We start from the raw sequence: 25,773 nt of genomic DNA on the forward strand, positions 1-25,773 counted from the left end.
TTGCTCCCAGTCAAACTCCGGAAACAAGGTCTCTCGAATGGGCCACCGGCGGAGTGCGGGAACAAGGCCAGCCTCCAGTGCCACGTCAAATGCTCGATTCCCCCTACCGAACCAGTCCCTTAAAAAATGGTACGTGATAAACACCCGCGGGAGTAGCTGATCGCGATCCTCTCTGGCTAACAGTAGGTCCCGCAGGGCTCTGTAAGAGTTCGTTTCATAAATGGACCTGTTGAGGCACATCATATGACGTGCCTCAGCAGTGCATGCTCAGGTCTGCCGCTCTAATTCCTGATAGAGCAGCAAGCAGCAGCCGAGTTGAAGCAGGGCCAGGTGCATCTCGTCACCGCGTTCCTCTCGCACGCGCAGGCGTTTTTTCTGATGCAGCAAAGCAAAAGTCCTCTCAGCCACCCATCGATATCGTCCCAGATGTTCTTTGGACTCGACTTCTTTGCGGGCGATGCGGGGGATGACATGGCGCTTGCTCATGCCCTGGCGCACATCGGCGTAGTCATACCCTTTGTCGCCATGTCCCTTCTCGGGACGCCTCCTGGGTCGTCCGCGAGGACCTTGAACGGGGGGGACGGCATCCAACAGTGGGAGTGCCTCACGCTTGTCGTGCACGTTGGCTGCCGACAGCAAGGCCGCCAGCGGCAGTCCTCGCCGGTCCACAACTACATGATGCGTGCTCCCTGCTCTCCCTCTGTCCGTCGGATTCGGACCTGTGCGTGCCCCCTTTTTTGGGCTCGCACGCTGCTTGAGTCGAACGCTGCGCGGCTCCAGTCGAGTTTCCCCTGGCGGCCCAGTTCGTTGAGCAACCGGTGGTGTAATTCCTCGAACACTCCTGCTTTTGCCCACTCTCGCAGTCTTCTCCAACACGTCACCCCACTGCAGCCGAAGACTTCACCAGGCAGGTCGCGCCAAGCCAGCCCCGTCTTGAGCACGAAGACGATGCCCCTGAAGCAAGCACGGTCGTCGCGTAACAGCTCGCCGTGCCCCGTCTGGACAGGGCGAGCACGCCCGGGTCTCAAGACGAGGCGCGAAGGCGTGTTCAGTCGGAGCTGGAGGGGAGCGTGACGGTGCCGGGGTTCTCAATGGCGACGAGCGCGGCGCGCAGCAGGTAGCGCCCCGGGTCCTCACCGCCGAGGCGGGCCGTCTCAATCAGCGAGTAGAAGAGGGCCGCCACCTCGGTACCGCGCAGCGACTTGGAGCCGTAGTGATTCTTGCGGCCCAGCACCAGGTCGCGCAGCTGGCGCTCCACCAGGTTGTTGTCCAAGGGCACCCAGGGGTTGGAGAGGAAGACGGTGAGCCCGCTCCACAGCGCCAGCATGTACTCGAGCGCCTTGCGCAGGCCGCTGCCCGGCAGCGCGCGCTGAGCCAGTGCCCACTCTCGAATGGCCGCCACCAGCGGGACGGACTGCTCCCGCCGCACCAGCAGACGGTACGCGAGCGCCGCGGTCTGTTGTGCTCCCTCCAGCGCATGCGGGTCGGGCAGGCCGGCCTCAATGGCATACAACTGGCCAATGAGAGACAGCACCTGGGCGCACGCGGGGGCCACCTGCTCGGCCTCCACGAATTTGCGCCGCACGTGGGCCCAACAAAACACCAGGCTACAGGAGGCCGGCCCGTCGGCCCCCGGTTTCGTCGCCGTCTGGTAGGCGGCGTAGCCGTCCACCATGGCGACGCCCTGGTAGTTGCCCAGCACCTGCCGGGCCGTGGCCCCGGAGCGGCTGGGGAGAATGCGGTGGTGCACCGCACGGGGACTGGCCACCGTCCATGCGTACCACTTCTTCCCCGGGCCCTTGTCCAGCAGGTGCCAGTGCGTCTCATCCGCGTGGATGAGGGGGGAAGCGAAGACGACGGTGAGCAGTGCCTCGTAGCTGGGCTGGAGGTGGCGGGCCAGGGCGTTGAGCAGGTGCAGTAGCGTCTGGGTGTCCACCACCAGGCCCTCGCGCCGGTACATGCGCTCCTGGCGCGCCAGCGGCAGGTGAAAGGCATACTTCTGCAAGGCCACGTGCACGGCGAAATCCACCGCGTAGCGGCCGCCCGGAATGAGGCGCGGCGCGGTGGGTGCGGTGACGGGTGCGCACCCCTCCGGGCAGCGGTACTTCTGTCTGCGGTAGCGCTTGAGGACGAAGTGGCGCTCCACCACGCTCACCTCCTCGCTGTCCTCCGTCTGCCCCCGCCACTCCGCGAGGGCGCCGCCGCACAGGCCGCACACCTTGTCCGCTTCGTCCAGCGGCAGCAGCACCTCTTGCACGGGCAGCTCCGGCTGGGCTCGCGGCCCATGTCCCCGCTGGGGCCGCTCGCGCGCGGCGGGCGCCACTTGCTGCGCACTCGGGCGCTTCTCGCTGGAGGCTCCGAAGAGGCGCTGCTGCATGCGCGCCAGCTGCTCCTGGAGCTGGGTGAGCTCCAGTTGCAGCCGCGCCTGGGCATCCTCCCCCTTGAGCCGCGCATTCTCTTGCACCAGCGCCTCCAGACGCTGGTGCAGTCGCGCGTTCTCCGCCTCGAGCAGCGCCGCCATCTGCTTCGCCGTCTCCAGGTCCTTCACCTGCCCGAGGGGAACCATACCTTCGCGGTAGTGCTACACAGTGGGCACCACCGCAAGCTCTTTCTCCTCGAAGGCTGGCTCCCCGCCAGCTCGCCCCCCTCCAGAAACAAGGACAGCTCCGCCACCGTCAGCTCCACGCTCACCGCTCCGGCCTGGGCCCACGGCCGCGCGAAGCGTCCCTTGAAGAGACGCTTGGTGAGCAGCACCAGCCCCGTGCCGTCGAAGTAGAGCACCTTGGCCCGCTGGCGACACCGCCCCACGAAGAGGAACACGTCGCCCTTGAGCAGCTGTCCTCCCAGCTGCTGCTCCACCAGCGCGCTCAATCCATCAAACCCCTTGCGCATGTCCACCGGCACCGCACTGGCGTACACCCGCACCGCCCGCGTGAGTGTCAGCACGCCACCCTCCGCAGCACCTCCACCGCCTCCTCCACCCCCAGCCCTTCCACCCTCCAGCCCCGCGGCGACACCACCGCCAAGGTAGTGCCCTCTCGCGGCCTCGCGGGCACCTTCTCCTCGTTCACCACCACCGGCACCAGCCCCGCGAGCCTCGGCTCACTCCCTCTCGCCTTGCTCCCAGGCGTCTGCCCCCGCCTCCACGCCTGCAGCGTCGGCTCCGACACCCCCAGCCTCTCCACCACCGACTTGAGCGTCTCTCCCTTCTCCAACGCCTGCGCCAGGTAGCGCACCGCGAACGCTCTCATCGGCTCGGGGAAGGGGCCCGAGCCCTTGGCTCGTCCCGCTCTCAGTCTCTGCGCCTCCTGCCGGAACTGCTCCAACTCCTTCTCCACGTGCACCTCCAGGTTTCTTCCCTGGACGTCTCACGCTCCCGCCTCTCTCGTCACGACGGGCTCCGGCGAGCTGTTACGTCGTCGCGCTCAGGACGTCCTCTTCCACCCAGTTCGCGGTGCCGGGTCAATAGAGGTACGACTCGTGACCACAAGCCGTCTGGAACCAGTTCCCGTCTCATCCCAACGAAGATGGCCACTCCTCTGGTGGGGGAGAAGTCCCTGACTTCTAAGGTTCATTGCCGAAACAATCTGGCAGAGCAGGTCATATCTCCTGCGCACCTTGGTCCATTTATGAAACGAGCTCTCAACCGGCTGCGGGAAGTCGTGCCCGAGACGGTGCGGGTCATCGTGCTGGCGGACCGGGGATTTGGGGACCAGAAGTTCTATGCCTTGCTCGAGCAGTCGAAGTTCGACGACGTGGTGCGCTTCCGCCAGTGCATTCAAGTCACGGCGGAGACAGGCGAGAAGAGGAGCGCGGGAGAATGGGTGCCCGAGTCGGGCCGTGCGGTGCGCATGACGGGAGCGCGAGTCACCCAGGACAACACCCCCGTGCCCGCGGTGGTGTGCGTGAAGAAGGGAATGAAGGAGGCCTGGTGTCTGGCGACGCGCTTGAAAGAAGCCACGGCGGCCTTCGTGGTAGGGCTCTATTCCAAGCGCTTCCGGACGGAGGAGACGTTCCGGGACATGAAGGACTTGCGCTTCGGAATGGGACTGTCCTGGGTGAAGGTGCGCTCGACGGAGAGGAGAAACAGGCTGCTGCTGGTGAGCGCGCTGGCCTGTAGTCTGTTGACCTTGTTGGGCGCGGCGGGGGAAAGCTTGGGGATGGAGCGCTACCTCAAAGCCAACACCGTGAAGACGCGCACCTACTCCCTCTTCCGGCAGGGATGTGAGTATTACCAGGCCATCCCCATGATGCCCGAGGACACGCTCCTGCCCCTGATGGCTCGGTTCACCGAATTGCTCGGCGCACAACCTGTTTTCCGGGAAGTTTTCGGTCCAATATGAGGGGATGGCTCAGCACCCCACCTGGCGGAAAAGCCCCGACTCCGTCATGGAATCGGGACCTGCGTGTCGTTCCTTCTGACACTGGCGCAACAGCGCACCGATTTCGGAGCCGGTGAGACCGTCGCCCGTGTTTCCGAGCACCCCGCAGAGCGCCTCAAGCGTCGCCGCGTCCAGGCTCGGCAATACCATCACCCACCGCCCCTCTGCGGCGCGCGAGTCCGCGTGCCGACGACGGTCGCAGGACGATCCGCGCACTCGAATGAGCCGTTCTCCTCGACGTACTGCCCCCACCGCAGCGCGTACTGCGCGCGAGGAAGCAGGAGCAGGTCGTCTGTCTCACCCGCACCGCCAGCATCGAGGCCCACGCCGAGCGACACGCCTCCGATGTCCGTCAGCACGTAGCGGTTGTGCAGTCGGTCTCCGCCTGCCTTCTGCCGCCAGCGGACGAACTCAACCGAGAGGCCGCTCGGCAGACGCTCCGCCATCTTGACGGCCTCCTGCTCGAAGAACTTCATCGTCGACTTCTCGGAGCAGTGCACCCGCACGACGTCGAGTGTCAGCCCGTTGTCCGCAACGACACCCATCAACGCTTCGAGCACCATTCGATGGCGTGCATTCTCCGGGCCGAAGTGCGGATCGACGAGGTGGAGCTGACGGCAGTTGGTCACCATCGCCGAAAGGGCAAGCACCAAGGCCTTCGGCGTACGCGAAGGGGACGCGCCGCTCTCGCACGCCCAGCGAGAACTGCCCGCACCGAGCTGGTCGGGGACCAGCACGCCCTCATGGTTTCGCGGGTTCTGCGACGCGACGATGCTGGCGAAGGGTCTGCGCGCCCATTCACGTTCGGCGTTCTCAAGCCACGTCAGCAGGCCGTCGTAGACCGCGTCGGCGCGCCGATGCTTGTTCTCGCCGAAGAGCCGGAACAGCTCCTCGATGCGCTTCATGTCCTCCTGAGACAGGTCGAGTGCCATCGCGGCGTTGTAAACGGTCCTCTTCCACTTGCTGAACGCGGGCAGCTCAAGCAGCACGCGCGGCGTGCCGAGCCCGAACTTGTCATGGATGAAGCGGAACTCCTCACGGCGTCCCCAGGTGGCCACGACCTCCGGATCGAGCGCGAAGGCGTGAATCACAGGAGTTCCTCCATGCGCTCGGCAAAAAAACCCTTGGGCCAGCGATCGACGAATTCCCCGCGCTCGTCGACGCGAAGGCGGCGCACACGAACTCCTCCCGGGTTCGATTGGACGTAGAGCACGCTCAGCTTGTCCTCGCTGAACGCAGGCGCGTCCTCGGCCAGCTCTTTCTCGGTTGTCTCGCGGATGCGTCGCAAGAGCCGTAAGATGAGGTGCTCGCTGTGGGTCTCGACGAGCAACGTGCGTCGGCTGCCCTCGCGGCTCGCTGCTTCGATGAGCAGGTCGCCCAGCCCCACCTGCACGGCAGGGTGCACGTGAATCTCAGGCTGCTCGACGAGCGTGAGGCCACCACGCCCTTCGATGGCGGCGACGACAACGGGGATGAGCTGCGAGATGCCCGCGCCCACCTCCGACGGCAGCACGAACGAGCCCGCGCCGGTGTCAAGGAGCAGTCGGCGCACGGTCTTGTCGACGTGGCCGCCCGAGAGTTCCTCGGCGTCCGCGTTGCCTTCGAAGAGCTGCTGGACGACGACCTGGCAGCCCGCCCCGAGGCGCCGGAGCCAGGCGTTCGTGCGCTCGACGAGAGTGAGCCGGTCGGAGAGGAGCAGGTCCCAGGCGGCCAAGCCGTCGGCCCAGCTCGTGATGCGGCCGGCGCGCTCGTAGAGGAAGCCGCGCGGAGGGATTGTCCGCAGCGGGCCGATGTACTGCGCATCGCGCAGGAACGCCGCGAGCTGCGCCGTCGTGCCGAGCACCACCATCTCGAGGAACGTGCGCACATGCTGTACAGCACGTTCTCTTGTGGATATGGACTGTTCGAGCGCCTCGACACGCTTCTCGTCGAAGGAAGGCTGGCGGCGAAGCGAAACGAGCTCCTCTTTGTCACCTTCGATGTCACCCGCAGGCAGCACTCGTAGCGCTTCCAAGAGGCCAGGCAAAGCTCCCGTACGCGATCGCGCGATCGCGAAGAACGGCCGCCAACGTAGGTCAGCTCTGTTAGCGAGCTCGGCCTGTGTCCCAAGTGCTCGTGCGAGCAAGTCCTGAGAGACCGCGATCGCCGAGAGTTCATCGATGGTTGTCTCGAATTGGTGCCTCTCATCTTGGAGGAGATCGTCAACATCCTGCCAAGGATGACCAGCCTCAAGCGCAGGCCACAGCTGCGGGTGCGACGTTCGGAGCGTCGCAACGACAGGGTGGCCGAAATTGACCTGAACGTAGAGCGGCTCTCCGGCTCTCAGCGATTCACCGTTCTCCATCCGAACAAGCGGCTCAGAAATTTCGTTGGCCCCGATCGTCACCCTATCGATGATTGGCCCCCGAAACGTCGGAGTCCGCCGATAGCGGACCTCCAGCTCCAGCCAGGCGGTCTCGATCAGGTCGTCGAGATCGGGAAAGGGGAAGTCGCTGAGGTCGCGCCCGAAACGCTCGAGGGCTCCGGGCGTAGCGAACTCGGCGCGGAGCACGATGGCGCGTTCGGTCTCGTGACGGTGCACAAGCCGGGCAAACCCGCCGAGTTCGAGCACGTTGCCGCCCAGCTCGGTGCGATCGACATCGGCTGAGCCGCGCTCGATCAGTTCGTGCAGGTAAAGCAGCGCCTGTAAGATCGTGCTCTTGCCCGCGCTGTTGGCGCCGAAGAGCAACGTCAGCGGTGCGAACTCGATGCGCTGGCGACCGGCGAATCCCTTGAAGTTCTCGATCTCGAGGGAGGTCAGCATGGAAGACCTACTGAAAAGGCGCGATCCACGAGCGACGCAAAGAGGTTCGCCGCGTCCTGCTCGGCTGTCGCGAATCCCGCCTTGATGCGCAGCACGCTCCAGACCAGGTCAGCAAAGCGCTGCTGTAGCGAGAATGGAGGGACCGGGCATCGCAAACCACGCAGCTTCTCCATCGAGACGTTCAGCATCGACCCACTGGTTCCAGTCGCGGTCTTGGTTAGCTCGGCCCGAAAACGAGCATGCGCGAGAAGGAAGCGGAGATAGGGAGTGGTTGTCGTGCCGGCTCGTGGAACCACGCGCCAGATCTTGTCAGGAAGGAAAAGCCGGGGCTCATCGCGCTCGACAAGGCACGTAGCTGCAACTAGTTCTCGCGTGTTTGCTCGACTAAATAGAAGGTCGCCGGCACGAGGAGTCACCAGTTCACAATCGATGGTCCCGGGCGCGACGGCCTTGTGTTCATCCGGCTTGAATACACCAGATGTGACGGCACTGACCTTGAGCACCCCAAACTCGTCGGCGGCCCGCTGCCGCGCTTCTCCGTTCGCGCTCCATCCGGCCTCAAGGCCTTCGATCAATTCGCCCGCGGGTTTCACCGGCCACCCCTTCGGGTTCGTCACTGGGTCACCGAACATCTCCAGAAACGCCGAGCGCAAGAGTTCCTCCATGAGAGAGATGGCCTGCTTGCGCTTGCGGCGGATGGCGTCGGCCCTGTCGAGGATGTCAGCGATGCGCCGCTGCTCGTCGTAGTTCGCGTGTGGCACGGGCAGGTTCTCAAGGACTTCGCTTCGAATCCCCTTCACGGTCGCGCCGGTGGCTCGCTTCTCAAGGAAGGCGGTACTCGCGCCGAGCAAGTGCAGTAGGTAATTTGGGTGAACTCGCCTTCCGGGTCGTGGGATGAGCGCCTTCAGATCCTGGTTGATGGCGGCATCCACCTCTAGAATTGAGGCACGTCCGATGGCCATGCGTGTCGCTACGACGACGTGCCCAGCCTTGATGATTCTTGTTGCACTCGCTTCGACCCCTCCAGGAGAGATGCGCTCGACGGTCGACACAAGGCGCGAGACGCCCAGATCTTTCACGCTCGCCCACGGGATGGTGCCGTTCCAATACCTCGGTTCATCTCTCGGCGGTGTGCCGCCCCCTTGGAGCGTGACGAGATCTCCCAAGACCGTCACAGCATACCCTCCAGCTCGCTCAAGTCCTTCGCAATCTCGGCCTCGAGCGCACGCAACTTGGCGATGATCTTCTTGGGCGGGTCGTACTGGACCTCTTTGTGTTTCGCTTCCTTGTAGCGGTTGATCGAGAGGTCGAAGTCCTTCTCCTCGATCTCGCTCACCGGCACCATGAAGTGCTTCGCCGTACGGTCGGTGTCCTTCTTAGCGCTCCTTCTCATCCAGCACGCCAGCGCATCCGGCAGGTCGTTCTTGATCACCGGCTCGCGCTTGTCGTCGAGCGAGAGACCATCGGCCTCGACGCCGTAGAAGAACACGTGGTCGGTCTTGCCGCCCTTCGTGAAAACGAGGATGGCCGTCGACACGCCGGCGTACGGCTTGAACACGCCGCTCGGCAGCGAGATGACCGCCTCGAGCTGGTTGTCCTTCACTAGTATTTTGCGCAGTGCGGTGTGCGCCTTCGACGAGCCGAAGAGCACGCCGTCGGGCACGATGGTGGCGCTGCGACCGCCCTTCTTGAGCATGCGCAGGATGAGGGCGACGAAGAGCAGCTCGGTCTTCTTCGTCTTCACCGCCTGGGTCAGCGTGGGGTGAACGTCGCCCTCGTCGAGGCTGCCCTTGAAGGGCGGGTTGGCGAAGATGACGTCGAAGCCGCCGGTCGCCTGCTTCGGGAACTTCTCGGGGAACGAGTTCGACAGCGTGTCCTGGTAGTGGATGTCAGGGTTGTCGACTCCGTGGAGCATCAGGTTCATTGATGCGATGCGAAGCATGGTCGCGTCGAAGTCGAAGCCGTGGAACATCCCGTTCTGGATGTGGTCGCGATACGGCTCAAGCAGGTCGCCGGTGTAGATAGTCTCGCCATTTTCACCTTCGAGCTTGCCCTTCGCCGAGGTGTGCGTCTCGAGCAGGTACTGCATCGCGCCGACGAGGAAGCCCGCCGTGCCGCACGAGGGGTCGCCGATGGTGTCCGTCGGCTTCGGCTCGATCAGCTCCACCATGAAGCGGATGATGTGGCGAGGCGTGCGGAACTGGCCGTTGATGCCCGCCGTCGTCAGCTTGCTCAGGAGATACTCGTAGAGATCGCCCTTCGCGTCGCCGTCGGTAAGCGGCAGCTTGTCGATCATGTTCACCGCCGAGACGAGCAAGCTCGGCTTCTGGATCATGAGCTGGGCGTCCTGCATGTACTCGGCGAAGGTCGTGCCGCCGTTCAGCTTGCGGAAGTGCGGGAAGACCTCGTCGCGCACGACGCGCAGCATCTCAGCGGCGTCCTTCTGCTTGAAGTTCTTCCAGCGGCGTGGGTCATTCGGCCCGGTGAAGCGACCTTTGAAGGGCTTCTTGAGGCGCTCGGCCTTGCGCTCGCCGGTGGTCTCCATGACGTCGAGGAGACGCGCGAACATCAAGAACGAGATCTGCTCGATGACGGTGAGCGGATTGGTGATGCCGCCGGTCCAGAACTCGGTCCAGAGCTTGTCAATGTCGCTCTTCAGCTGTGTGGTCAGGGTGCTCATGATGCCTGGCTCGCGGGGGGCCGGTCGGTCGACGCGGCGCGCTTGGGCTCGAAGACGCTGAGGATGGCGAGGAGCTCATCCACGTCTCCGGGCTCTTGGAAGAGGCCCTCCATACCGAGGGCATGGAGGGTAGTGAACGGTGGTTCGTAGAGCCGCTCGAGTTCGATGCCGCCGTTCTGGGCTATGTGGTTCTGCAGCAGTTGCAGGAAGCGGAGCTGCTGCGACGAGAGGCGTGGGTGCTTCTGGACGAACGCCGAGAACGCCTGCTCGACAGCCGTGGCATCGAGTCCGACCAGGCCACGGAACACGGCGAGGAGCGAGCTGCGCGTCTCCGGGTCGTGCCCCGCCAAGTATTTCACGTTGGCCTTGTCGTCGATCTTGAGGACGAGGCGTGCCAGCTCTTCGAGCTCGTCGTCGCGCACACTCTTACCGGCACGAATGCGCTGCAAGATCGGGTTCTCCGCGAAGTGTTTGCTCAGCACCGACTCGACACGTCGCTTGTACTCGACGAGTTCGAGGCCCTCGAGCTTCGGGATGTAGGTCTCGGCCAGGTGACCGTCGTCGGTCACATCGAAGACCTGCGGCGCCACGCGCGTCGTGGGCGGAAGTTGTTGGTACTTCATGATGCCGCGCAGCTCACGACGCAGCCCCTCGAGGTGGTGCACCTCGACGGCTGCCCAGAAGTCCTTGCTCCGCACCTGATGGATCTCCTCGACCCTTGCCTTCACCGGCGCGAGGTTCTTGGCGAGCAGCTCGACGGCCTCTTCGACGCGGGCGCGCAGGTCCAAGACCTTGGGCGCGCTTGGGCCACCGCGCAGAAGCTCGAGCTCGAGGCGCGTCATGAGCAGATCGAAGCGGTAGGCGTCTTCGTCGCCGCGGATGCTGCGTAGGTGCTGGAGGGGCGCGACGATGGAGAGCAAATCGGCCTTCGTCGCCGCGGCGAAGTGGTGGACGCGATCGCCGTCGGCGAGCAGCTCGAGTTCCTTCCACTTGTCGCGCGCGTCGATGGCGTTCGTGTCACGCACGGCGCGGATGTCGCCGAGGATCAGCGCGGCCGCGGCCTCGAAGGTGGTCTGGTCCATCTTGTCGAGCGCAACGGCGGCCAGCTCCACGCGCGTCTCGAACAGGTGCTGGAGCAGCGACTTCTGCGGCGAAGGCTGCGTCTCCTTGTACTTCTCGTCGAAGAACCAGAAATTCCGCCAGTGGTCGAAGATGAGAAACTCGGTCTTGTCGCGACCGGGCCCGAAGAGGTCCTTTCGCAACCGCGTGCCGCGGCCGATCATCTGCCAGAACTTCACGTAAGACCTTACGGGCTTCGCGAACACCAGGTTCACGACCTCGGGCACATCGATGCCGGTGTCGAGCATGTCGACGGAGATCGCGACGTTCAGCTCGCTGTCAGGGTTCTTGAAGTCGTCGATGAGCTGATCGGCTTTCGGCTCCTGGTTGTCGATCACGCGGCAGAACGTCGAGCCGTACTGCGGGTACAGCTCGCTGAAGACCTCGGCGAGGTGCACGGCGTGGGCGTGGCTGCGCGCGAAGACGATGGTCTTGCCGACGTGACTCCCCGTCGCCTCGCGGATGCCGCTGTCCATGAGCGAGCGCCAGATGGCCCGCGTCGTGTCTTTGTTGAAGAAGTACTTGTCGAGATCTTCGCTGTCGTAGTCGACGGCCTCGGCCTGCGGATCCTGGTCCTCAAGCTCGGCCTGCTGCTCGGCGGTCATGTCCTTGTAGCGGAAGCCGTCGCGGCGGAACTTCGTGCTCACCACCATCACGCGGAACGGCACGAGGAACGGGGGTTTGCTCTGGATCGCGTCATCGAAGCTGAAGTGCGCGGTTGGATCGCGGTCCTCGCAGCCGAACAGCTCGTAGGTGTTGTGCTCGATGAGCCGCAGCACCGGCGTCGCCGTGAGGCCCACCTCGAGCGCGTCGAAATACTGAAAGAGCGTGCGGAACTTCTTGTAGATGCTGCGGTGCGACTCGTCGGCAATGATGAGGTCGAAGAAGCCGACGTCGAAGTCCTCGAAGCACTTCATCATCGCCGGGTAGGTGGCGAGGTAGATGCGCTTGTCGCGGTCGTTCGCGGTGCTGGCATCGACGATGACGCGCGGCTCGCCCGGCATGAACTCCTTGAAGACGCGGTCCGCCTGCTTGCGCAGCTCGCGCCGGTCACAAAGAAAGAGGATGCGCTTCACCCACCCGGCCCGCATGAGAACGTCGCAGAGCGAGATGGCGACGCGCGTCTTGCCAGTGCCCGTGGCCTGCACGACGAGCGCCTTGCGGAACTTGCCCTCGAAGCGCTCGCAGACGCGCTTGACCGCCTCAAGCTGGTACATGCGGTTCGCGATGGCCAGGTTCGGCTCGACGGCCGCCAGCGGCCTCTTATTCGCGCGCTGGTGCATCAGGTACTCGAGGCTGTCCTTCGAGTAGAAACCGTAGACCTTGCGGTACGGATAGCCCTGCGCATCGTCCCAGAGGAACACGTCGACGCCGTTGGTGAAGAAGATGACCGGGCGCACACCGGTCTTTTTCTCGAGGCAGGCCGCATACAGACGCGCCTGTTCGCCACCGGCGCGGGCGTCCTTCGCGGTCCTCTTCGCCTCGATGACCGCGAGCGGCTTTCCGTCATCGCCGTAGAGCACGTAGTCGGCGAAGCCCTCGCCCGTCGGCGTCGGCATCCCGGTGAGCCGCACCTCCTGGCGCACCTGCTCGGTGTCCGCGCCGCTCGCGCCGACGTTCCAGCCCGCTGCGATCAAGGCCTGGTCGATGAGGCGACGGCGGGTCGTCTCTTCGTTGAACTGGAGGAACGAGGCGACCTTCTGGCCCTCTTCCTTCAGCTTCTCGAGTTCGGTGGCGTGCTCGGTGGCGGCCCGCTCCGCTGCGAGGCGCTTCTGGGTCTCGGCCTCCAGCGCGGCGAGCACCGACTCGTACTTCGCCTCGGCGAGCCGGAGCTTCTCGAGCGCGTCCTTCGTCTTGGTGGCACTTGCGGGCTCGGGCGGCGGTGGCGTGTATTTGGGCGCGGAGCTGAGGTCGCCTCCATCGACCTGTACGTGGAACCAACGGGCAATGTCGAAGAGTTGCGCGAGGCACTCTAGGGAGAGTTGGCTCGTGATCGGCCGACGCGGGTGCGCGGCGTGATTGCCAGCCTTGCGCACGGCGTGGAGCTTGTTCTGCACGACCTCGGGCACCGACTGCCGGAACGGCTCGGCGTTCATCAGGTCGTTCAGGTTGTCGGAGAACGGAGGGCGGAGCCGATAGCGCTCGTAGATGGTGGTGACCGCGAGTTCGACGAAGCTTCGCTGTTTGATGAGCGAGCTCGCAGGGTCCTCATGGGCGTAGCGCTCGGCGAAGCCGGCGAGATCGGCCAGCACGGCTCGGCGCGGACGCAGGAATTCGAAGTTATGCGACTTCATGTGCGGAACCTCGGAGCCGATCATGCCGGCGCTCTATTCAACGACCGTGCCATCAGCGCTGCACCTCGTATTTCACGAGCCAGTTGCTCAAGGTCTGGTAGCTAGGGAGGCCCACTAGCTCGGCGGCTTTGGTCTTGTTGCCGTGGGCCTCGTCCATCGCGCGTCCCAGGTAGTGGCGCACGACCTCCTTGAGCAATTCCGAGAGGTTGAAGCCCGATCCGAGCGGTCGCCCCAGCACCTCGGGGCGCGTGGTGGCGGCAACAGGCAAGAGGGCCTCGCGCACGTCTTCCGAGGAGATCGCCGCGCCGTCGCTCCAGATGGCGGCGCGGCGCAGGGTGTTCAGTAGCTCGCGGACGTTGCCCGGCCAGGGATGGGTGAGCAAAAGATTTTTTGCGCCAGAAGAAATTTTCTTCTCCTTGAAGCCAGGCTCGCCTGCGGCCTCGCGGTTCACCTGAGCCAGCAGATGATCGATGAGGACGCCGAGATCGCCGGAGCGCTCGCGGAGTGGAGGGAGCTTCAAGACGGCGACGGCGAGCCGGTAGAAGAGGTCTTCTCGGAAACGTCCCGAGGCGCTCTCTTCGGTGAGGGTGCGGTTCGTCGCGGCGATGATGCGGACATCGACCTTCGTCGGCTTGCTTGAACCCAGGCGCACGACCTCGCCCTCTTGAAGAGTGCGGAGCAGCTTCACCTGCGCGGGGCCGGGCAGCTCGCCCAGCTCGTCGAGAAAGAGTGTGCCGCCGTCGGCCGCCTCGAAGTGCCCTTTACGCTGCTGGGTCGCGCCGGTGAAGGCGCCCTTCTCGTGGCCAAACAGCTCTGACTCCACGAGCTCGGCGGGGATGGCGCCACAGTTCACGGCGATGAAGGGGCGGTCCTTGCGGGGGCTCGCGCGGTGGATGGCTCGCGCGAGCAGCTCCTTGCCGGTGCCCGATTCGCCCTCGATCAACACGGGCACGTTGCGGATAGCCACACGACGGGCGCGCTGGATGAGGCGGTCCATGACGCGGCTCTTGTGGATGATGTCGGAGAACTCGGGGGCTAGAGGAGCCTCGCCGGGGCTGACGAGCCGCAGCCGCTCGTCCTGCTCGCGGAGAAGGTCGGGCAGGAATTCGGCCGAGATGTCGAAGGGAACCGAGGCGGTGCGCACTCCGTGCTCGCGCGAGGACTCGATCAGCTCGGCCGGGAAGCGGGTCTTGCCGAGGATGATCCACACGGCCGCCATCGCCGGCGTGCCGGGGCTCAGGTAGAACGAGAGGGCCGTTTCGCGCCGCCGGTCGCCCAGCGCACGCTCGATGCCGCGGACGGCGGCCTCGTAGATCTCGCCGAATTGTGTGGGGCCCGACAGCTTCTCCGGCACCACCTCGATCTGCGTCGAACAGCGGCCCTTCAGCCACTTCATGTAGGGCTGAACGACCTTGTCGTCGTAGTCTGAGAGCAGGAAGGCCTCGTCGAAGCTCCGGACTGTGAGCGCCTGCGCGATCGGACCCATGCCCACCGCCTCGCTCTCGGTAGGCGCTCGGAGATCGGTCTTGCCAATCCAGGCGACAAGGATCTTGCGCACTGGGCGACAGTACAAACGGTTTTGCGCTACGACAAGGAGTCTTGTCGTCGACGCAGGCGCCAACCCATGGAAATCACGCCGCCACGCCCACTCTGAACACCCGACCATCGGCTTGGCCCGGTCGCTGAAGTGGGGCCTCGCTATGACGAACACGATTCGCATCCAGCCCCCGCAGGTCTCCGTTCTCTTCGCCGCCGACGAGGTGGTGCTCGATCTCCACGACCGTCGTCCCGACAGCCTCAGGTTGTTCGGAGAGCTCGACGAGGCCGGACGTGACCAACTCGCGCACGACGCCTGGACCATCCGGAGCGCCCCCGCGAGGTGCCGGTCATCCCGTACTCGCCCGTGTCCTCGCGGCGTGGCACCAGGAGGGATGGGAGCGCAAGCAGGGACGAGCATCCACGGCCGACGACCTCGTCGTGCCCTCCCGGCGTAGAGAGCACCGGCGCGATCCCGTCGTCCACGCGCAGCTCCTGGAGGACCTTGAGCTACTCGGCCTGCGGGGCCGACGGGTTCACGACTCCCGCCGCACTTTCATCAGCCTGGCACTGGCGGACGGGGCAGATCGGGACAAGCTCGCCTGGGTCACGCACGGACCGAAGGGGGACATCGTGAGCCTCCACACGACGCGCCCCAGGGAGTCGCTTTGCACAGAGGTGGCGAAGCTGAAGGTGGAGCTCCGGCCTCCATCGACGCCGCCATCAGGAGGCGCGCTGCCCTCGAACGAGGCCCAGCAGCTACAATCCAGAGCAGCAAATAAAAAAGCCCCCGAGTCTTTCGACTCGGAGGCTTCTTGCGGAGTGCCCAGGGCGGGATTCGAACCCTGCCCGAGGGGATGGAAAAACCTGAAGCAGGACGCGCCGTTACCCACCATCCCCTTGATTTTACTCGGATTCTTCATCCCTTCCCGTCCCACCCTGTCCCACGTGGTTCCGCCTGATTCCGCGCCGGAGGGGCACATACGGGGCACATGGACGAGGCCCCAGAGTCCCGTACTCCTGACGGTGCCCCGTCGACGAGCCCTACAAGGCAGGGGTGCTTATGGTCCTGGAAGTGGCCCACTCCCCAGGCACCTCGCGGGCTCCCATCTACGAGTTCTGCGCACATGGCAGGCTACCTCAACTATGGGTGTCGAACGCCGTCCGTCCGCTCCTCGGATGTGAAGGCCCTGCTTCGTCCCCTTGAGCAGGGGGAAGGCGAACTTCTCATGACGGGCAGCAGCAGCACCACCAGGGAGCGGGCACCCAGCAGTTAGGGATCGCTCGCCGCTCACCTTCCACTACCTCTCCCACTAGGCCGCCGTCTACGCAGTTTCTACGTTTTCGGTGGGTGAATCGGCTTCTGACGCTTTGTATGGTCGACGCTCCACGAACATGGGGGCACGATGTCCGAATCGGCGCTGGTGGCGTACAACGTTGCGCGCGAGCGACAGCTCAGCCGCAACGAGGCGCGACGTATTCGTACCCGCGTGGATGAGGCGCGTAAGAAGGCGGTAGACGCCGGCGGTCGCTGGCCGTTCGAGCTCCTCCAAAATGCACACGACGCAGGGCCACGCCCCGGACGTGCTGGCATCCGGGTTCGCCTCGCGACCACTGAGGACGGATTCCTCTTCGAGCACGACGGTGCTGTCTTCCAGCCGCTGGATCTCGCCGCGCTCTTGAGTGGCGGCTCGAGCAAGGATTTCGAAGGGGAGGACACGACCGGCCGCTTCGGGACCGGGTTCCTCGTCACACACGTACTCTCCGAACAAGCCGAAGTCAGCGGGATTCTTGCGACGGAAACCGGACCCGAATGGTTCTCGGTGAGCCTCGACCGAGGCGGTGACGAGGAGCAGATCCTCGCGAACATCGATGCCGCGAACGCGGCGATCCGATCCGCACGACAGCTGAGCGAGATCGATAACGAGCCATCGGCGTGCTTCGTCTACAGGATGGAAGACCGGGCGCAACTCGAACGCGGGCTCGTCACGTTCCGAACGGCGCTGCCTTATCTGTTTGCTACGTGCCCGAAGCTCGACGAGGTCGTGCTGGAGGGTGAAGGGACAACAGAGCGATGGCAAGCGGGCGCCTTCCGACAGCCACCAATGGAGGGGCTTGCTTACCGCGAGCGCTCTGTCCAGATGTACTCGGGCAATAGAACCCGAACGTTCGTCGCCCACGTCGTTTCAACTCAGGCACAGCCGGACTCTTCGGCCATCTTCGTCTCAGAAACAGGCAGCCATGCAGCCCAGCTCGTTCGACTGCCCGCAACCTTCCCCCGGGTGTTTCGCCGGTTCCCTATTCGCGGAACGACCTTTCTCCGTACAGAGGCGGTGCTCGAGGGGCATTTCAACGTCGATCAGGAACGTCGGGAAGTGCTCCTGAAGGATCCAGGCGGTGAACTTGTGGAGGCGGCCCTCGATTGCCTCGTCCTAGCCGCCTTGCTGGCGCATGATCTCCACATTGAAGGGGCGCACTGGCTCGCGCGAGTAGGACCGATTGCGGAGGGAGCGCTGTCGGATGACGAGCGAGCTTGGTGGGCCGAGCGACTGAAGGCGCGGGCTGCGGAGGTCGCCCAAATGCCCCTCATCAACACGACGAGGGGAGTTGGGCCTGCCGTCAATGCAGATGGCTGGTATGCGGACTTCGTAGGAGAGCCGCAGTTGGGTCGTCCGGAAAGCATTGATGCGGACGCGCTCTGGGACCTGGCTGCCCGGTGCGAGAACTTCTACGTCCCCGAGAAGGTGATCAGTCGAGACTGGTCATTGATCGCGCAGGAATGGAAAGTGCTCGGCGTCGAAGGGCTGAACATCTTTGGGCTAGCCGATTTCCGGAACTGGGCCCTCACCGGCAATCCCAAAGCCGGAGAGCATCTCCCGCTCGAGGCACTCTCGGTCACGGGAGACCGGCTCGAATGGCTGGCCAGGCTCTACGAACTTGCCGGAGTTGCCTCAGCGGCAGGCGCGTTTCGGCCCGAGTGGCTCGACCACTTGCTCCTGAACCAACGTGGCAAGCTCGTTGATCATGCCCGTTTGACGCGCGATCTCGGCGTGCTGGACGGCACCAAACTAGCCGCCGAAAAGCTCAAGCTCGATCTTCGCGCCTCGCTGCTTGATCGAGAGGTGCTCGACGTGGCGCACAAGCTTGGACTCGAGCGCGTCGAGAAACTCCTGAGTACGGTCGTGACGCCGACCCTCACGGAGGATGCCGCTCTCGACAAGTGCCTTTCAGCGCTTGATCAGGCCGTCCAGCCGAAGAGGAATCCCACGCCCGAGTACGTCGTGACGGCCGGAACCGCGCTCCTCGCACACATGTGGGCGAGTCAAGCAATGGGGGCGGGCGACCTCGCACGCAGGGTGCCACTCGCGACGACAAAACCGAACGAATACCATCGATGGAACCGGGACAACCCGATCATGGCGCCCGTTTCGACATGGCCAGAGACAGCGCGTCCCTACTCCATCGTCTATCCGGCCCAGCGCGTGATGCATGTCGACTATGGCGGCGCCGATGGATTCTCCACTGCTCTGAAGGGACTCCAGGCATGGGGCATCGCGCATACGGACCCGCTGCAGGAGGACGTCCCATCGGAGCTCCGGGATCGACGCCTCGCCGCGCTCGTCCGTGGCTCGGTGAGCACCACCGGGCTGATCGTGCGCGACCAAGCCTGCTCGTCCATCGCACTGTTGTCTCGTGAAGTCATCAACCATTGCACCGAGCCCCAGCAAATCAAGGCGCTCCTGGGGCTGATCCTCACCGACATCGTCGTCCGCGACAAACGGTGGCGCACCTTCGTAACAGTGCCTGCACGCGGAGGTGGCCAGGAGCTCTCGGTTGAGTTCAGACCAGCGCTCTGGGTTGCCGACCTTTTGTCACGTGCCTGGGTTCCGGTGACCGACAAGGACGGGAAACAGACCCGCTTCGAACCATCACCGGCGGTTCTCCGGGACCTGATTGATCGTGAATGGCTGAAGGGCAACCCCCAGGCACTCGAGTTTCTCGCCGAGGTCTTCAGCTTCGACCGGCTCGAACTCCGTCTCCTCGGCTGCTCGGAAGAGGAGTCAAAACGCATCCGTGACATACTCGCGGAACTCATCGATCGGACGCAGACAGACCCGGACGCACTAGAGCGGGCACTCGTGGCGGCCGAGGAGCAGCGCGAGAGCGAACGCCGGGTGGCCATCGCGAAGTCCTTCGGGCTCGCGGTGCAGGAGGCCCTTCGCACGGCCCTGCAGGATCGAGGATTCGTGCTGGAGTTGGTAGATCGCGGCTTCGACTATGAGACGCGCCTCGGCGAGAAACTGCTCGAAGATGCCTCCTCTTACTTCGGCGTGGAGCGCCTGCTCCTCGAGGTCAAGGCGACCACTTCGGGCGAGGTCAGGCTCACCCCAACACAGGCTGCGACCGCGTCCCGCACGCCGGACTACGTCCTCTGCGTGGTGGACCTCCGAGGCATAGCCCCAGAGCGGCTCTCCACTCCGTGGACACCGAAAGAAGTCGCCGCGCATTCCCGATTCGTCAATACGATTTCAGGAAGTGTTGCGTCGACCTGGGCGCTCGTGGAACGCGCGCAGGTCGAGCATGTTCCTATCCGCAACGGGGCTGCCCTTCGGTTCGGGGTAGCCGCCGAGCTATGGCAGTCCGGGCTCACTCTGTCGGCATGGTGCGACTGGGCCATCGCGACGCTGCGGGACAAGGAAGTGGCGTAGTTCGAAACGGCTCCACGCAGCGTGGCCTTCATTTCACGCCTGTTCTATGTCCCCTTTAGGGCGACCTGAGCCTCTAGCCTGTCCTTACCGCATCTAGGCGGAGCGGCCCCGTGAGGTCCTCCGTCCAGGACCAAACGGGCACGACCTCAATCCTGACTCACAACCTGCCCTAATTGACGTGTTACGGACCCGCTTGCGCAACCGGGAGAGAACCTCGCGCTCTTGCCGTCGTCAACGCCCCGGGCTTGCCCTCACCCCGGTCTGCCTTCGTCTGCTCCACCCCGATGCGCAAGGAGGACCCGCTCAGGTCCAAGTCCCGGGCGACCTAGCGAAGGACTTGCCAGTTTCACCGCACCCGCCATGAACTCCGGCCCCTTCGCGGCTTCTTCTGCTTCTCTTCGTTCTTGGACCTCCCGTGCTCCTTCAGCACATCTTGGGTGTTCACGGAACTGGGGCAGTCTCAAGCTGGCTGACGTCAGCCGTGGCATTTCTTGTACTTCTTGCCTGAGCCGCAGAAGCACAGCTCGTTGCGACCGAGCTTTCGCAGCCGTTCGGCGCTGCGCGGTGCCGCGTCTGGCAAAGGAAAGCCCGGGGGTGGTAGCCACTGAGGAGGGGGCGGGTTCCGTCTCAGCTTAGCGATGATCTGGCGCTGCTTCTGCAACTCGAGGCGACCAGTGGCAGAGAGCCCCGCCTCATAAGGCACGAGCCGTGCCATCTCAGCCTCAGCGCCTCCGAAGTCTCCGCAGTATGCGAGCGTGACGGCATAGTGCGATCGCACAGGAATGATATAGGCCGCAAGCTTGAACTGCTGCAGGATGGGTAGGAGGTTGGCGTCGAAGACCTGCCGAGCTCCGATGTAATCGCAGCGGCCTATGAACTCGTCCACGAGGTCCTGCCCGACTCGGATCAGCGACTCTGGCGCATGCGCGAGTTCGTAGAACTTCATCGCGTGAACGCGCGCGAACATAGCATCCCCACCGTCCGTGTTCAGCGCCTTGGCGTACAGGTCCAAGCAATCCGCGAGATGCTTGCAATCGTCTTCGACATCATCACTCTCCTTCAGCAGCGGGCGGAGTTTGGATGGATTCCGTCCCAGAACTACCTGAGGAGAGATTCCAAGCAGGTCGTAGTACTCCTGAGCCACCGCGAACGCTTCGGACGCGGCCTTGTCGTGCTCGCCGAGTTGATAAAGCGCGACCGCGGCGTTGTAGCGGAAAATGCGCTGGTGAGCCGGGGTCGCCTTGAGTGCAGCTTGGGTCTCGACCTTTACGCGCATCGCCGCGTCTGCCCGCCCTTCGCGCGCGAGCAGGTTCATTTCCTTCATGCCAACTGCGAGCCGTTCGTCCTGGCCCAGATCGTGATCAGTGACCAAGCGCTTCATGCGCTCGATGTGAGGCCGGATATCCCCCCCTTCCCGCATGGCGTTGAAGACGATTCCGTCAAGAGCCCAGAAGCGCGACTCGGGCTCGACGCTGTCGGATTCCGCTGCTTTGCGCAGGTGAGCCTCTATCTCCGGCCACAGCCCCATCTCGTGGAAGAGTTCGTCAGTCCCTAACTGGACGAGCGTCTTGACGTCCACCGTTTCCGCCAAGATACGCATGAAGAGCTTCTGCTTAGGGTAGTTCCAGTCCGCCTTCAGCGACGTCAGGAGCACATCCCGGAGACTGCGGTATGCCGCACCCTCACTGTCGGCTCCCAGGCTCGCAAGTTGCGCTCGACCAAGTAGCCGGAAAGCGTCATGAATCTTGAGGCGGTCGCCGCCGAAAACCTCTAGCACAGCCGCAGTGCGCAACCCGCGCAACAATCCCGCGGCTGCCCGCCCATCGATGCCCAGCGACGCCGTCACAACGCCGACAATTTCCTCGTGGGATAAGGGCACGTCGCTCAGGCTGAGCACGCCCAATGCGTGCCGAGCGAGTCCCGACAAGGCGTCGACAGTGCGGGACAGGATCAATTCCTGGACGGTTTCGACAGAATGAGTCAGGGCGGAGAACTGAGCGCATAAAGCAGCCACGTCGCCGCCAAGCTCCGAGCGCGCTACGGTTAAAGCATTCTGCACGTAGAGTGGCAGACCGCCGGTAAGGGCGAGCAGCGCCTGGCAATCAGCAAGATTGGCCCGGCAGTTCATGGAAGCCGCTTCGGCCGCTATGGCATCGGGTGACCAGCCGTGCAGAGTCTCTGACTCGACCCCGAGCCGCCGGGCAAGTTCCAGCTGGTGTGCTCCGGGCTGGCACAACAAAACGAAGTTCAGCCCAGGCGCGGCGCGTACGGCTGCTTCGACGTCGGACGGCTGCGGGCCGTGCGCATTATCGAGCACGACAGTCAGTTTCCGGCCCTCGGAGACGAGGCGACGCGCGAGCCCCTTCAGGATCTCCAAACCGGAGGCGCCCGGCAATAGCACTTCGCCGAGCCTGCCACCTGAGGCACCGTAGATGCGCGCCGCCAAGTCACGCGACAGACCGGACGCCAAGCTCGGCCCCGGCACCTCGCGGAGATCGTAGTAGGCGAGGTCACCCACCGTATGCAGAGCGGCCTGGGACACCCAAGCCGTTTTGCCCGCGCCCGAGTAGCCGGCAATCAACCGCAGTGGCGCATCTGCGAGCAAAGTCGGCTCGTCCGCTTGCGCGCGGTACACGGACGGTGGCGCCGGGAAGTCTTGCAACTGAATGACGATCTGTTCGAAGAGCCCTGTCAGTTCATCTGGACGGAATGCGTGATCGGCGCGAGGTGCCGCTCCGCTGGCCGCCGCCATCACCGCCCCGGCGAGCTTCCAGACGAGCGTTTCGGGCGACAGCAGAGCGTACGGCAGGCGGGCAGCGAGTTCCCGACACACATTGAATGCATCCGCTAGGCTTGCGGGCGAGATCGGAGTGACGGGGTCACCGGACGCTGCGCTGCCGGGGTGGTCGATACGAACATCTCTCGGCCAGCTCGGGTCTGCCACGCGGTTCGCGAAAGACGGCGTCAGCGGGGCGTTCGTCGCGATGACGAACACCGCCTCCCCCGGGCGCGCTCCAGATTGATGCAATCGCCTGTACGTGTCGAAGCGCTCAAGCGCAGCCTCAATGTCAGTGTTGCCGAGTGGCCCGGCGCGGAACTTCACTTGCACATAGGTCCGGCCATTCGCACGAACGATCTCGACGTCTTCGTCGCTTTCTACGATAACGGCCAACACGTCCGTGCCCGGCGTCAGGAGCAGGCTCCGGGCAGCGTACAAATGCTGGAACAGGAAACCACGGTGGACAGCCTCGATACGAGTCAGCTGAGCCGTGTCGACCACCACCGGACGGCCTTCGTCCATGCCATTCCCCCACGCAGGATACGTTCGATGCGCCGCTGAGCGAAGCCGTAAGCGGTCGATGAATGCAGATGCCCTAACGCGCCCCTGAGCTCCCGCGCGCGTAGCCTTCGCGCGAGCACTATAGCTTCTGCCGGAGCAGAAGACGAATGGGGGGCCCTGTTAAAGGGGCGGGAGAGTCATCAAGCAGGGGAAGAGCCGAAGCCTGAAGAGACGAGCAGAGTAACGTAGAGTAACTGCTCGCCCAGCACCGTGGCGATGGAGTATCCACCTCTCCTGAGCCTCCGGTCGGACAGCCCGATGCCACTGGAAGTTAGGCACAGGGCACACAGGATGCTGACGCAGCGTCCGCCTCACGTCCTCCTCTGGCTCGGCAGCCCGCTCCCTCTCCTCGTCTCGAACGGGGCACGACAATCAGTTGCGACGAGCACCCTGCCCCCGCCCTGCCTGGATCCAGCCCCTGACCGGGTATAAGCCCTCGGAGGGACTCCTCCGCTGACGCCCAAGTAACTCCGACGACAACCCGCAGGAACTGTCCGTCGTAGCAATCCAATCGCCGATTCATCGTAACAGCTCGCCGGAGCCCGTCGTGACGAGAGAGGCGGGAGCGTGAGACGTCCAGGGAAGAAACCTGGAGGTGCACGTGGAGAAGGAGTTGAAGCAGTTCCGGCAGGAGGCGCAGAGACTGAGAGCGGGACGAGCCAAGGGCTCGGGCCCCTTCCCCGAGCCGATGAGAGCGTTCGCGGTGCGCTACCTGGCGCAGGCGTTGGAGAAGGGAGAGACGCTCAAGTCGGTGGTGGAGAGGCTGGGGGTGTCGGAGCCGACGCTGCAGGCGTGGAGGCGGGGGCAGACGCCTGGGAGCAAGGCGAGAGGGAGTGAGCCGAGGCTCGCGGGGCTGGTGCCGGTGGTGGTGAACGAGGAGAAGGTGCCCGCGAGGCCGCGAGAGGGCACTACCTTGGCGGTGGTGTCGCCGCGGGGCTGGAGGGTGGAAGGGCTGGGGGTGGAGGAGGCGGTGGAGGTGCTGCGGAGGGTGGCGTGCTGACACTCACGCGGGCGGTGCGGGTGTACGCCAGTGCGGTGCCGGTGGACATGCGCAAGGGGTTTGATGGATTGAGCGCGCTGGTGGAGCAGCAGCTGGGAGGACAGCTGCTCAAGGGCGACGTGTTCCTCTTCGTGGGGCGGTGTCGCCAGCGGGCCAAGGTGCTCTACTTCGACGGCACGGGGCTGGTGCTGCTCACCAAGCGTCTCTTCAAGGGACGCTTCGCGCGGCCGTGGGCCCAGGCCGGAGCGGTGAGCGTGGAGCTGACGGTGGCGGAGCTGTCCTTGTTTCTGGAGGGGGGCGAGCTGGCGGGGAGCCAGCCTTCGAGGAGAAAGAGCTTGCGGTGGTGCCCACTGTGTAGCACTACCGCGAAGGTATGGTTCCCCTCGGGCAGGTGAAGGACCTGGAGACGGCGAAGCAGATGGCGGCGCTGCTCGAGGCGGAGAACGCGCGACTGCACCAGCGTCTGGAGGCGCTGGTGCAAGAGAATGCGCGGCTCAAGGGGGAGGATGCCCAGGCGCGGCTGCAACTGGAGCTCACCCAGCTCCAGGAGCAGCTGGCGCGCATGCAGCAGCGCCTCTTCGGAGCCTCCAGCGAGAAGCGCCCGAGTGCGCAGCAAGTGGCGCCCGCCGCGCGCGAGCGGCCCCAGCGGGGACATGGGCCGCGAGCCCAGCCGGAGCTGCCCGTGCAAGAGGTGCTGCTGCCGCTGGACGAAGCGGACAAGGTGTGCGGCCTGTGCGGCGGCGCCCTCGCGGAGTGGCGGGGGCAGACGGAGGACAGCGAGGAGGTGAGCGTGGTGGAGCGCCACTTCGTCCTCAAGCGCTACCGCAGACAGAAGTACCGCTGCCCGGAGGGGTGCGCACCCGTCACCGCACCCACCGCGCCGCGCCTCATTCCGGGCGGCCGCTACGCGGTGGATTTCGCCGTGCACGTGGCCTTGCAGAAGTATGCCTTTCACCTGCCGCTGGCGCGCCAGGAGCGCATGTACCGGCGCGAGGGCCTGGTGGTGGACACCCAGACGCTACTGCACCTGCTCAACGCCCTGGCCCGCCACCTCCAGCCCAGCTACGAGGCACTGCTCACCGTCGTCTTCGCTTCCCCCCTCATCCACGCGGATGAGACGCACTGGCACCTGCTGGACAAGGGCCCGGGGAAGAAGTGGTACGCATGGACGGTGGCCAGTCCCCGTGCGGTGCACCACCGCATTCTCCCCAGCCGCTCCGGGGCCACGGCCCGGCAGGTGCTGGGCAACTACCAGGGCGTCGCCATGGTGGACGGCTACGCCGCCTACCAGACGGCGACGAAACCGGGGGCCGACGGGCCGGCCTCCTGTAGCCTGGTGTTTTGTTGGGCCCACGTGCGGCGCAAATTCGTGGAGGCCGAGCAGGTGGCCCCCGCGTGCGCCCAGGTGCTGTCTCTCATTGGCCAGTTGTATGCCATTGAGGCCGGCCTGCCCGACCCGCATGCGCTGGAGGGAGCACAACAGACCGCGGCGCTCGCGTACCGTCTGCTGGTGCGGCGGGAGCAGTCCGTCCCGCTGGTGGCGGCCATTCGAGAGTGGGCACTGGCTCAGCGCGCGCTGCCGGGCAGCGGCCTGCGCAAGGCGCTCGAGTACATGCTGGCGCTGTGGAGCGGGCTCACCGTCTTCCTCTCCAACCCCTGGGTGCCCTTGGACAACAACCTGGTGGAGCGCCAGCTGCGCGACCTGGTGCTGGGCCGCAAGAATCACTACGGCTCCAAGTCGCTGCGCGGTACCGAGGTGGCGGCCCTCTTCTACTCGCTGATTGAGACGGCCCGCCTCGGCGGTGAGGACCCGGGGCGCTACCTGCTGCGCGCCGCGCTCGTCGCCATTGAGAACCCCGGCACCGTCACGCTCCCCTCCAGCTCCGACTGAACACGCCTTCGCGCCTCGT

17 protein-coding genes and 1 pseudogene are annotated in these 25,773 nt (G+C 64.8%); 5 read left to right on the forward strand and 13 right to left on the reverse strand.

Annotated elements, in window-relative coordinates; genetic code table 11:
* Positions 1-267 precede the first annotated feature (267 nt).
* The 4 genes from MEBOL_RS42485 to MEBOL_RS01670 all read right to left on the reverse strand — a co-directional run bounded on the left by MEBOL_RS42485 (position 268) and on the right by MEBOL_RS01670 (position 3,338).
* Positions 268-1,052 (reverse strand): IS5 family transposase gene (locus MEBOL_RS42485; RefSeq protein WP_425437635.1). Its coding sequence is split into 2 segments (ribosomal slippage): positions 268-728 and positions 728-1,052, totalling 786 coding nucleotides; the frame shifts between segments, so codons are not numbered across the junction.
* A complete protein-coding gene (gene tnpC / locus MEBOL_RS01660; protein ID WP_095975768.1) occupies positions 1,049-2,566 on the reverse strand; it encodes an IS66 family transposase in 1,518 nt (505 codons plus the stop codon). Before tnpC (MEBOL_RS01660) ends, MEBOL_RS42485 begins: the two co-directional genes overlap by 4 nt.
* Positions 2,545-2,946, reverse strand: a complete 402-nt coding sequence (gene tnpB, locus MEBOL_RS01665) for an IS66 family insertion sequence element accessory protein TnpB (RefSeq protein ID WP_218920862.1) — start codon at positions 2,944-2,946, stop codon at positions 2,545-2,547. Before tnpB (MEBOL_RS01665) ends, tnpC (MEBOL_RS01660) begins: the two co-directional genes overlap by 22 nt.
* Positions 2,940-3,338, reverse strand: coding sequence for a transposase (locus tag MEBOL_RS01670; protein WP_095975769.1), 399 nt, complete (start codon positions 3,336-3,338; stop codon positions 2,940-2,942). The genes tnpB (MEBOL_RS01665) and MEBOL_RS01670 overlap by 7 nt, the downstream gene beginning before the upstream one ends.
* A gap of 291 nt (positions 3,339-3,629) precedes the next feature.
* On the opposite strand from MEBOL_RS01670, the gene MEBOL_RS01675 reads away from it, so the two are divergent.
* Positions 3,630-4,343, forward strand: a complete 714-nt coding sequence (locus MEBOL_RS01675) for a transposase (RefSeq protein ID WP_157774706.1) — start codon at positions 3,630-3,632, stop codon at positions 4,341-4,343.
* Positions 4,344-4,531: 188 nt separating this feature from the next.
* Here MEBOL_RS01675 and MEBOL_RS01685 read toward each other — a convergent pair whose 3' ends face one another.
* From MEBOL_RS01685 to MEBOL_RS40880, 7 genes are all read right to left on the reverse strand, one after another.
* Positions 4,532-5,473, reverse strand: coding sequence for a hypothetical protein (locus tag MEBOL_RS01685; protein WP_095975772.1), 942 nt, complete (start codon positions 5,471-5,473; stop codon positions 4,532-4,534).
* Positions 5,470-7,185 (reverse strand): AAA family ATPase, encoded by a 1,716-nt coding sequence (locus tag MEBOL_RS01690; protein WP_095975773.1) that lies wholly within the window; start codon positions 7,183-7,185, stop codon positions 5,470-5,472. Before MEBOL_RS01690 ends, MEBOL_RS01685 begins: the two co-directional genes overlap by 4 nt.
* Entirely contained in the window at positions 7,179-8,360 is a 1,182-nt protein-coding gene (locus MEBOL_RS01695; protein WP_179956366.1) for a restriction endonuclease subunit S, read from the reverse strand. Before MEBOL_RS01695 ends, MEBOL_RS01690 begins: the two co-directional genes overlap by 7 nt.
* Positions 8,357-9,865, reverse strand: coding sequence for a type I restriction-modification system subunit M (locus tag MEBOL_RS01700; protein ID WP_095975774.1), 1,509 nt, complete (start codon positions 9,863-9,865; stop codon positions 8,357-8,359). The genes MEBOL_RS01695 and MEBOL_RS01700 overlap by 4 nt, the downstream gene beginning before the upstream one ends.
* Entirely contained in the window at positions 9,862-13,302 is a 3,441-nt protein-coding gene (locus tag MEBOL_RS01705) for a DEAD/DEAH box helicase family protein (RefSeq protein WP_218920863.1), read from the reverse strand. The genes MEBOL_RS01700 and MEBOL_RS01705 overlap by 4 nt, the downstream gene beginning before the upstream one ends.
* 28 nt (positions 13,303-13,330) lie before the next feature.
* The gene (locus MEBOL_RS01710; protein WP_218920864.1) at positions 13,331-14,764 is read right to left on the reverse strand and encodes a sigma-54 interaction domain-containing protein; all 1,434 of its coding nucleotides are present in this window, start codon (positions 14,762-14,764) and stop codon (positions 13,331-13,333) included.
* Positions 14,765-14,909: 145 nt separating this feature from the next.
* Positions 14,910-15,125 carry a hypothetical protein gene (locus MEBOL_RS40880; RefSeq protein WP_157774707.1) on the reverse strand — a complete coding sequence of 72 codons (216 nt, stop codon included), beginning with the start codon at positions 15,123-15,125 and terminating at the stop codon, positions 14,910-14,912.
* A gap of 1,095 nt (positions 15,126-16,220) precedes the next feature.
* Here MEBOL_RS40880 and MEBOL_RS01720 point away from each other — a divergent pair.
* Positions 16,221-19,523 carry a sacsin N-terminal ATP-binding-like domain-containing protein gene (locus MEBOL_RS01720; RefSeq protein WP_095975777.1) on the forward strand — a complete coding sequence of 1,101 codons (3,303 nt, stop codon included), beginning with the start codon at positions 16,221-16,223 and terminating at the stop codon, positions 19,521-19,523.
* Between the two features lie 183 nt (positions 19,524-19,706).
* On the opposite strand, the pseudogene MEBOL_RS44020 reads toward MEBOL_RS01720, so the two are convergent.
* Positions 19,707-19,848: pseudogene (locus MEBOL_RS44020) on the reverse strand (IS3 family transposase); the annotation flags it as partial.
* A gap of 150 nt (positions 19,849-19,998) precedes the next feature.
* On the reverse strand, positions 19,999-22,824 hold the full coding sequence (locus MEBOL_RS01725; protein WP_095975778.1) for an SEC-C domain-containing protein: 2,826 nt from the start codon (positions 22,822-22,824) through the stop codon (positions 19,999-20,001).
* 640 nt (positions 22,825-23,464) lie between these two features.
* Here MEBOL_RS01725 and MEBOL_RS01730 point away from each other — a divergent pair.
* Genes MEBOL_RS01730 through tnpC (MEBOL_RS01740) form a run of 3 tightly spaced genes read left to right on the forward strand, consistent with a single transcriptional unit; the run spans position 23,465 to position 25,754 of the window.
* Positions 23,465-23,863 carry a transposase gene (locus MEBOL_RS01730; protein WP_095975779.1) on the forward strand — a complete coding sequence of 133 codons (399 nt, stop codon included), beginning with the start codon at positions 23,465-23,467 and terminating at the stop codon, positions 23,861-23,863.
* Positions 23,857-24,258 (forward strand): IS66 family insertion sequence element accessory protein TnpB, encoded by a 402-nt coding sequence (tnpB, locus tag MEBOL_RS01735; RefSeq protein ID WP_218920862.1) that lies wholly within the window; start codon positions 23,857-23,859, stop codon positions 24,256-24,258. Before MEBOL_RS01730 ends, tnpB (MEBOL_RS01735) begins: the two co-directional genes overlap by 7 nt.
* On the forward strand, positions 24,237-25,754 hold the full coding sequence (tnpC, locus tag MEBOL_RS01740; RefSeq protein WP_095975768.1) for an IS66 family transposase: 1,518 nt from the start codon (positions 24,237-24,239) through the stop codon (positions 25,752-25,754). The genes tnpB (MEBOL_RS01735) and tnpC (MEBOL_RS01740) overlap by 22 nt, the downstream gene beginning before the upstream one ends.
* Positions 25,755-25,773 lie beyond the last annotated feature (19 nt).

The organism is Melittangium boletus DSM 14713, from assembly GCF_002305855.1.
In the GTDB taxonomy this organism is placed as follows: Bacteria; Myxococcota; Myxococcia; order Myxococcales; family Myxococcaceae; genus Cystobacter; species Cystobacter boletus.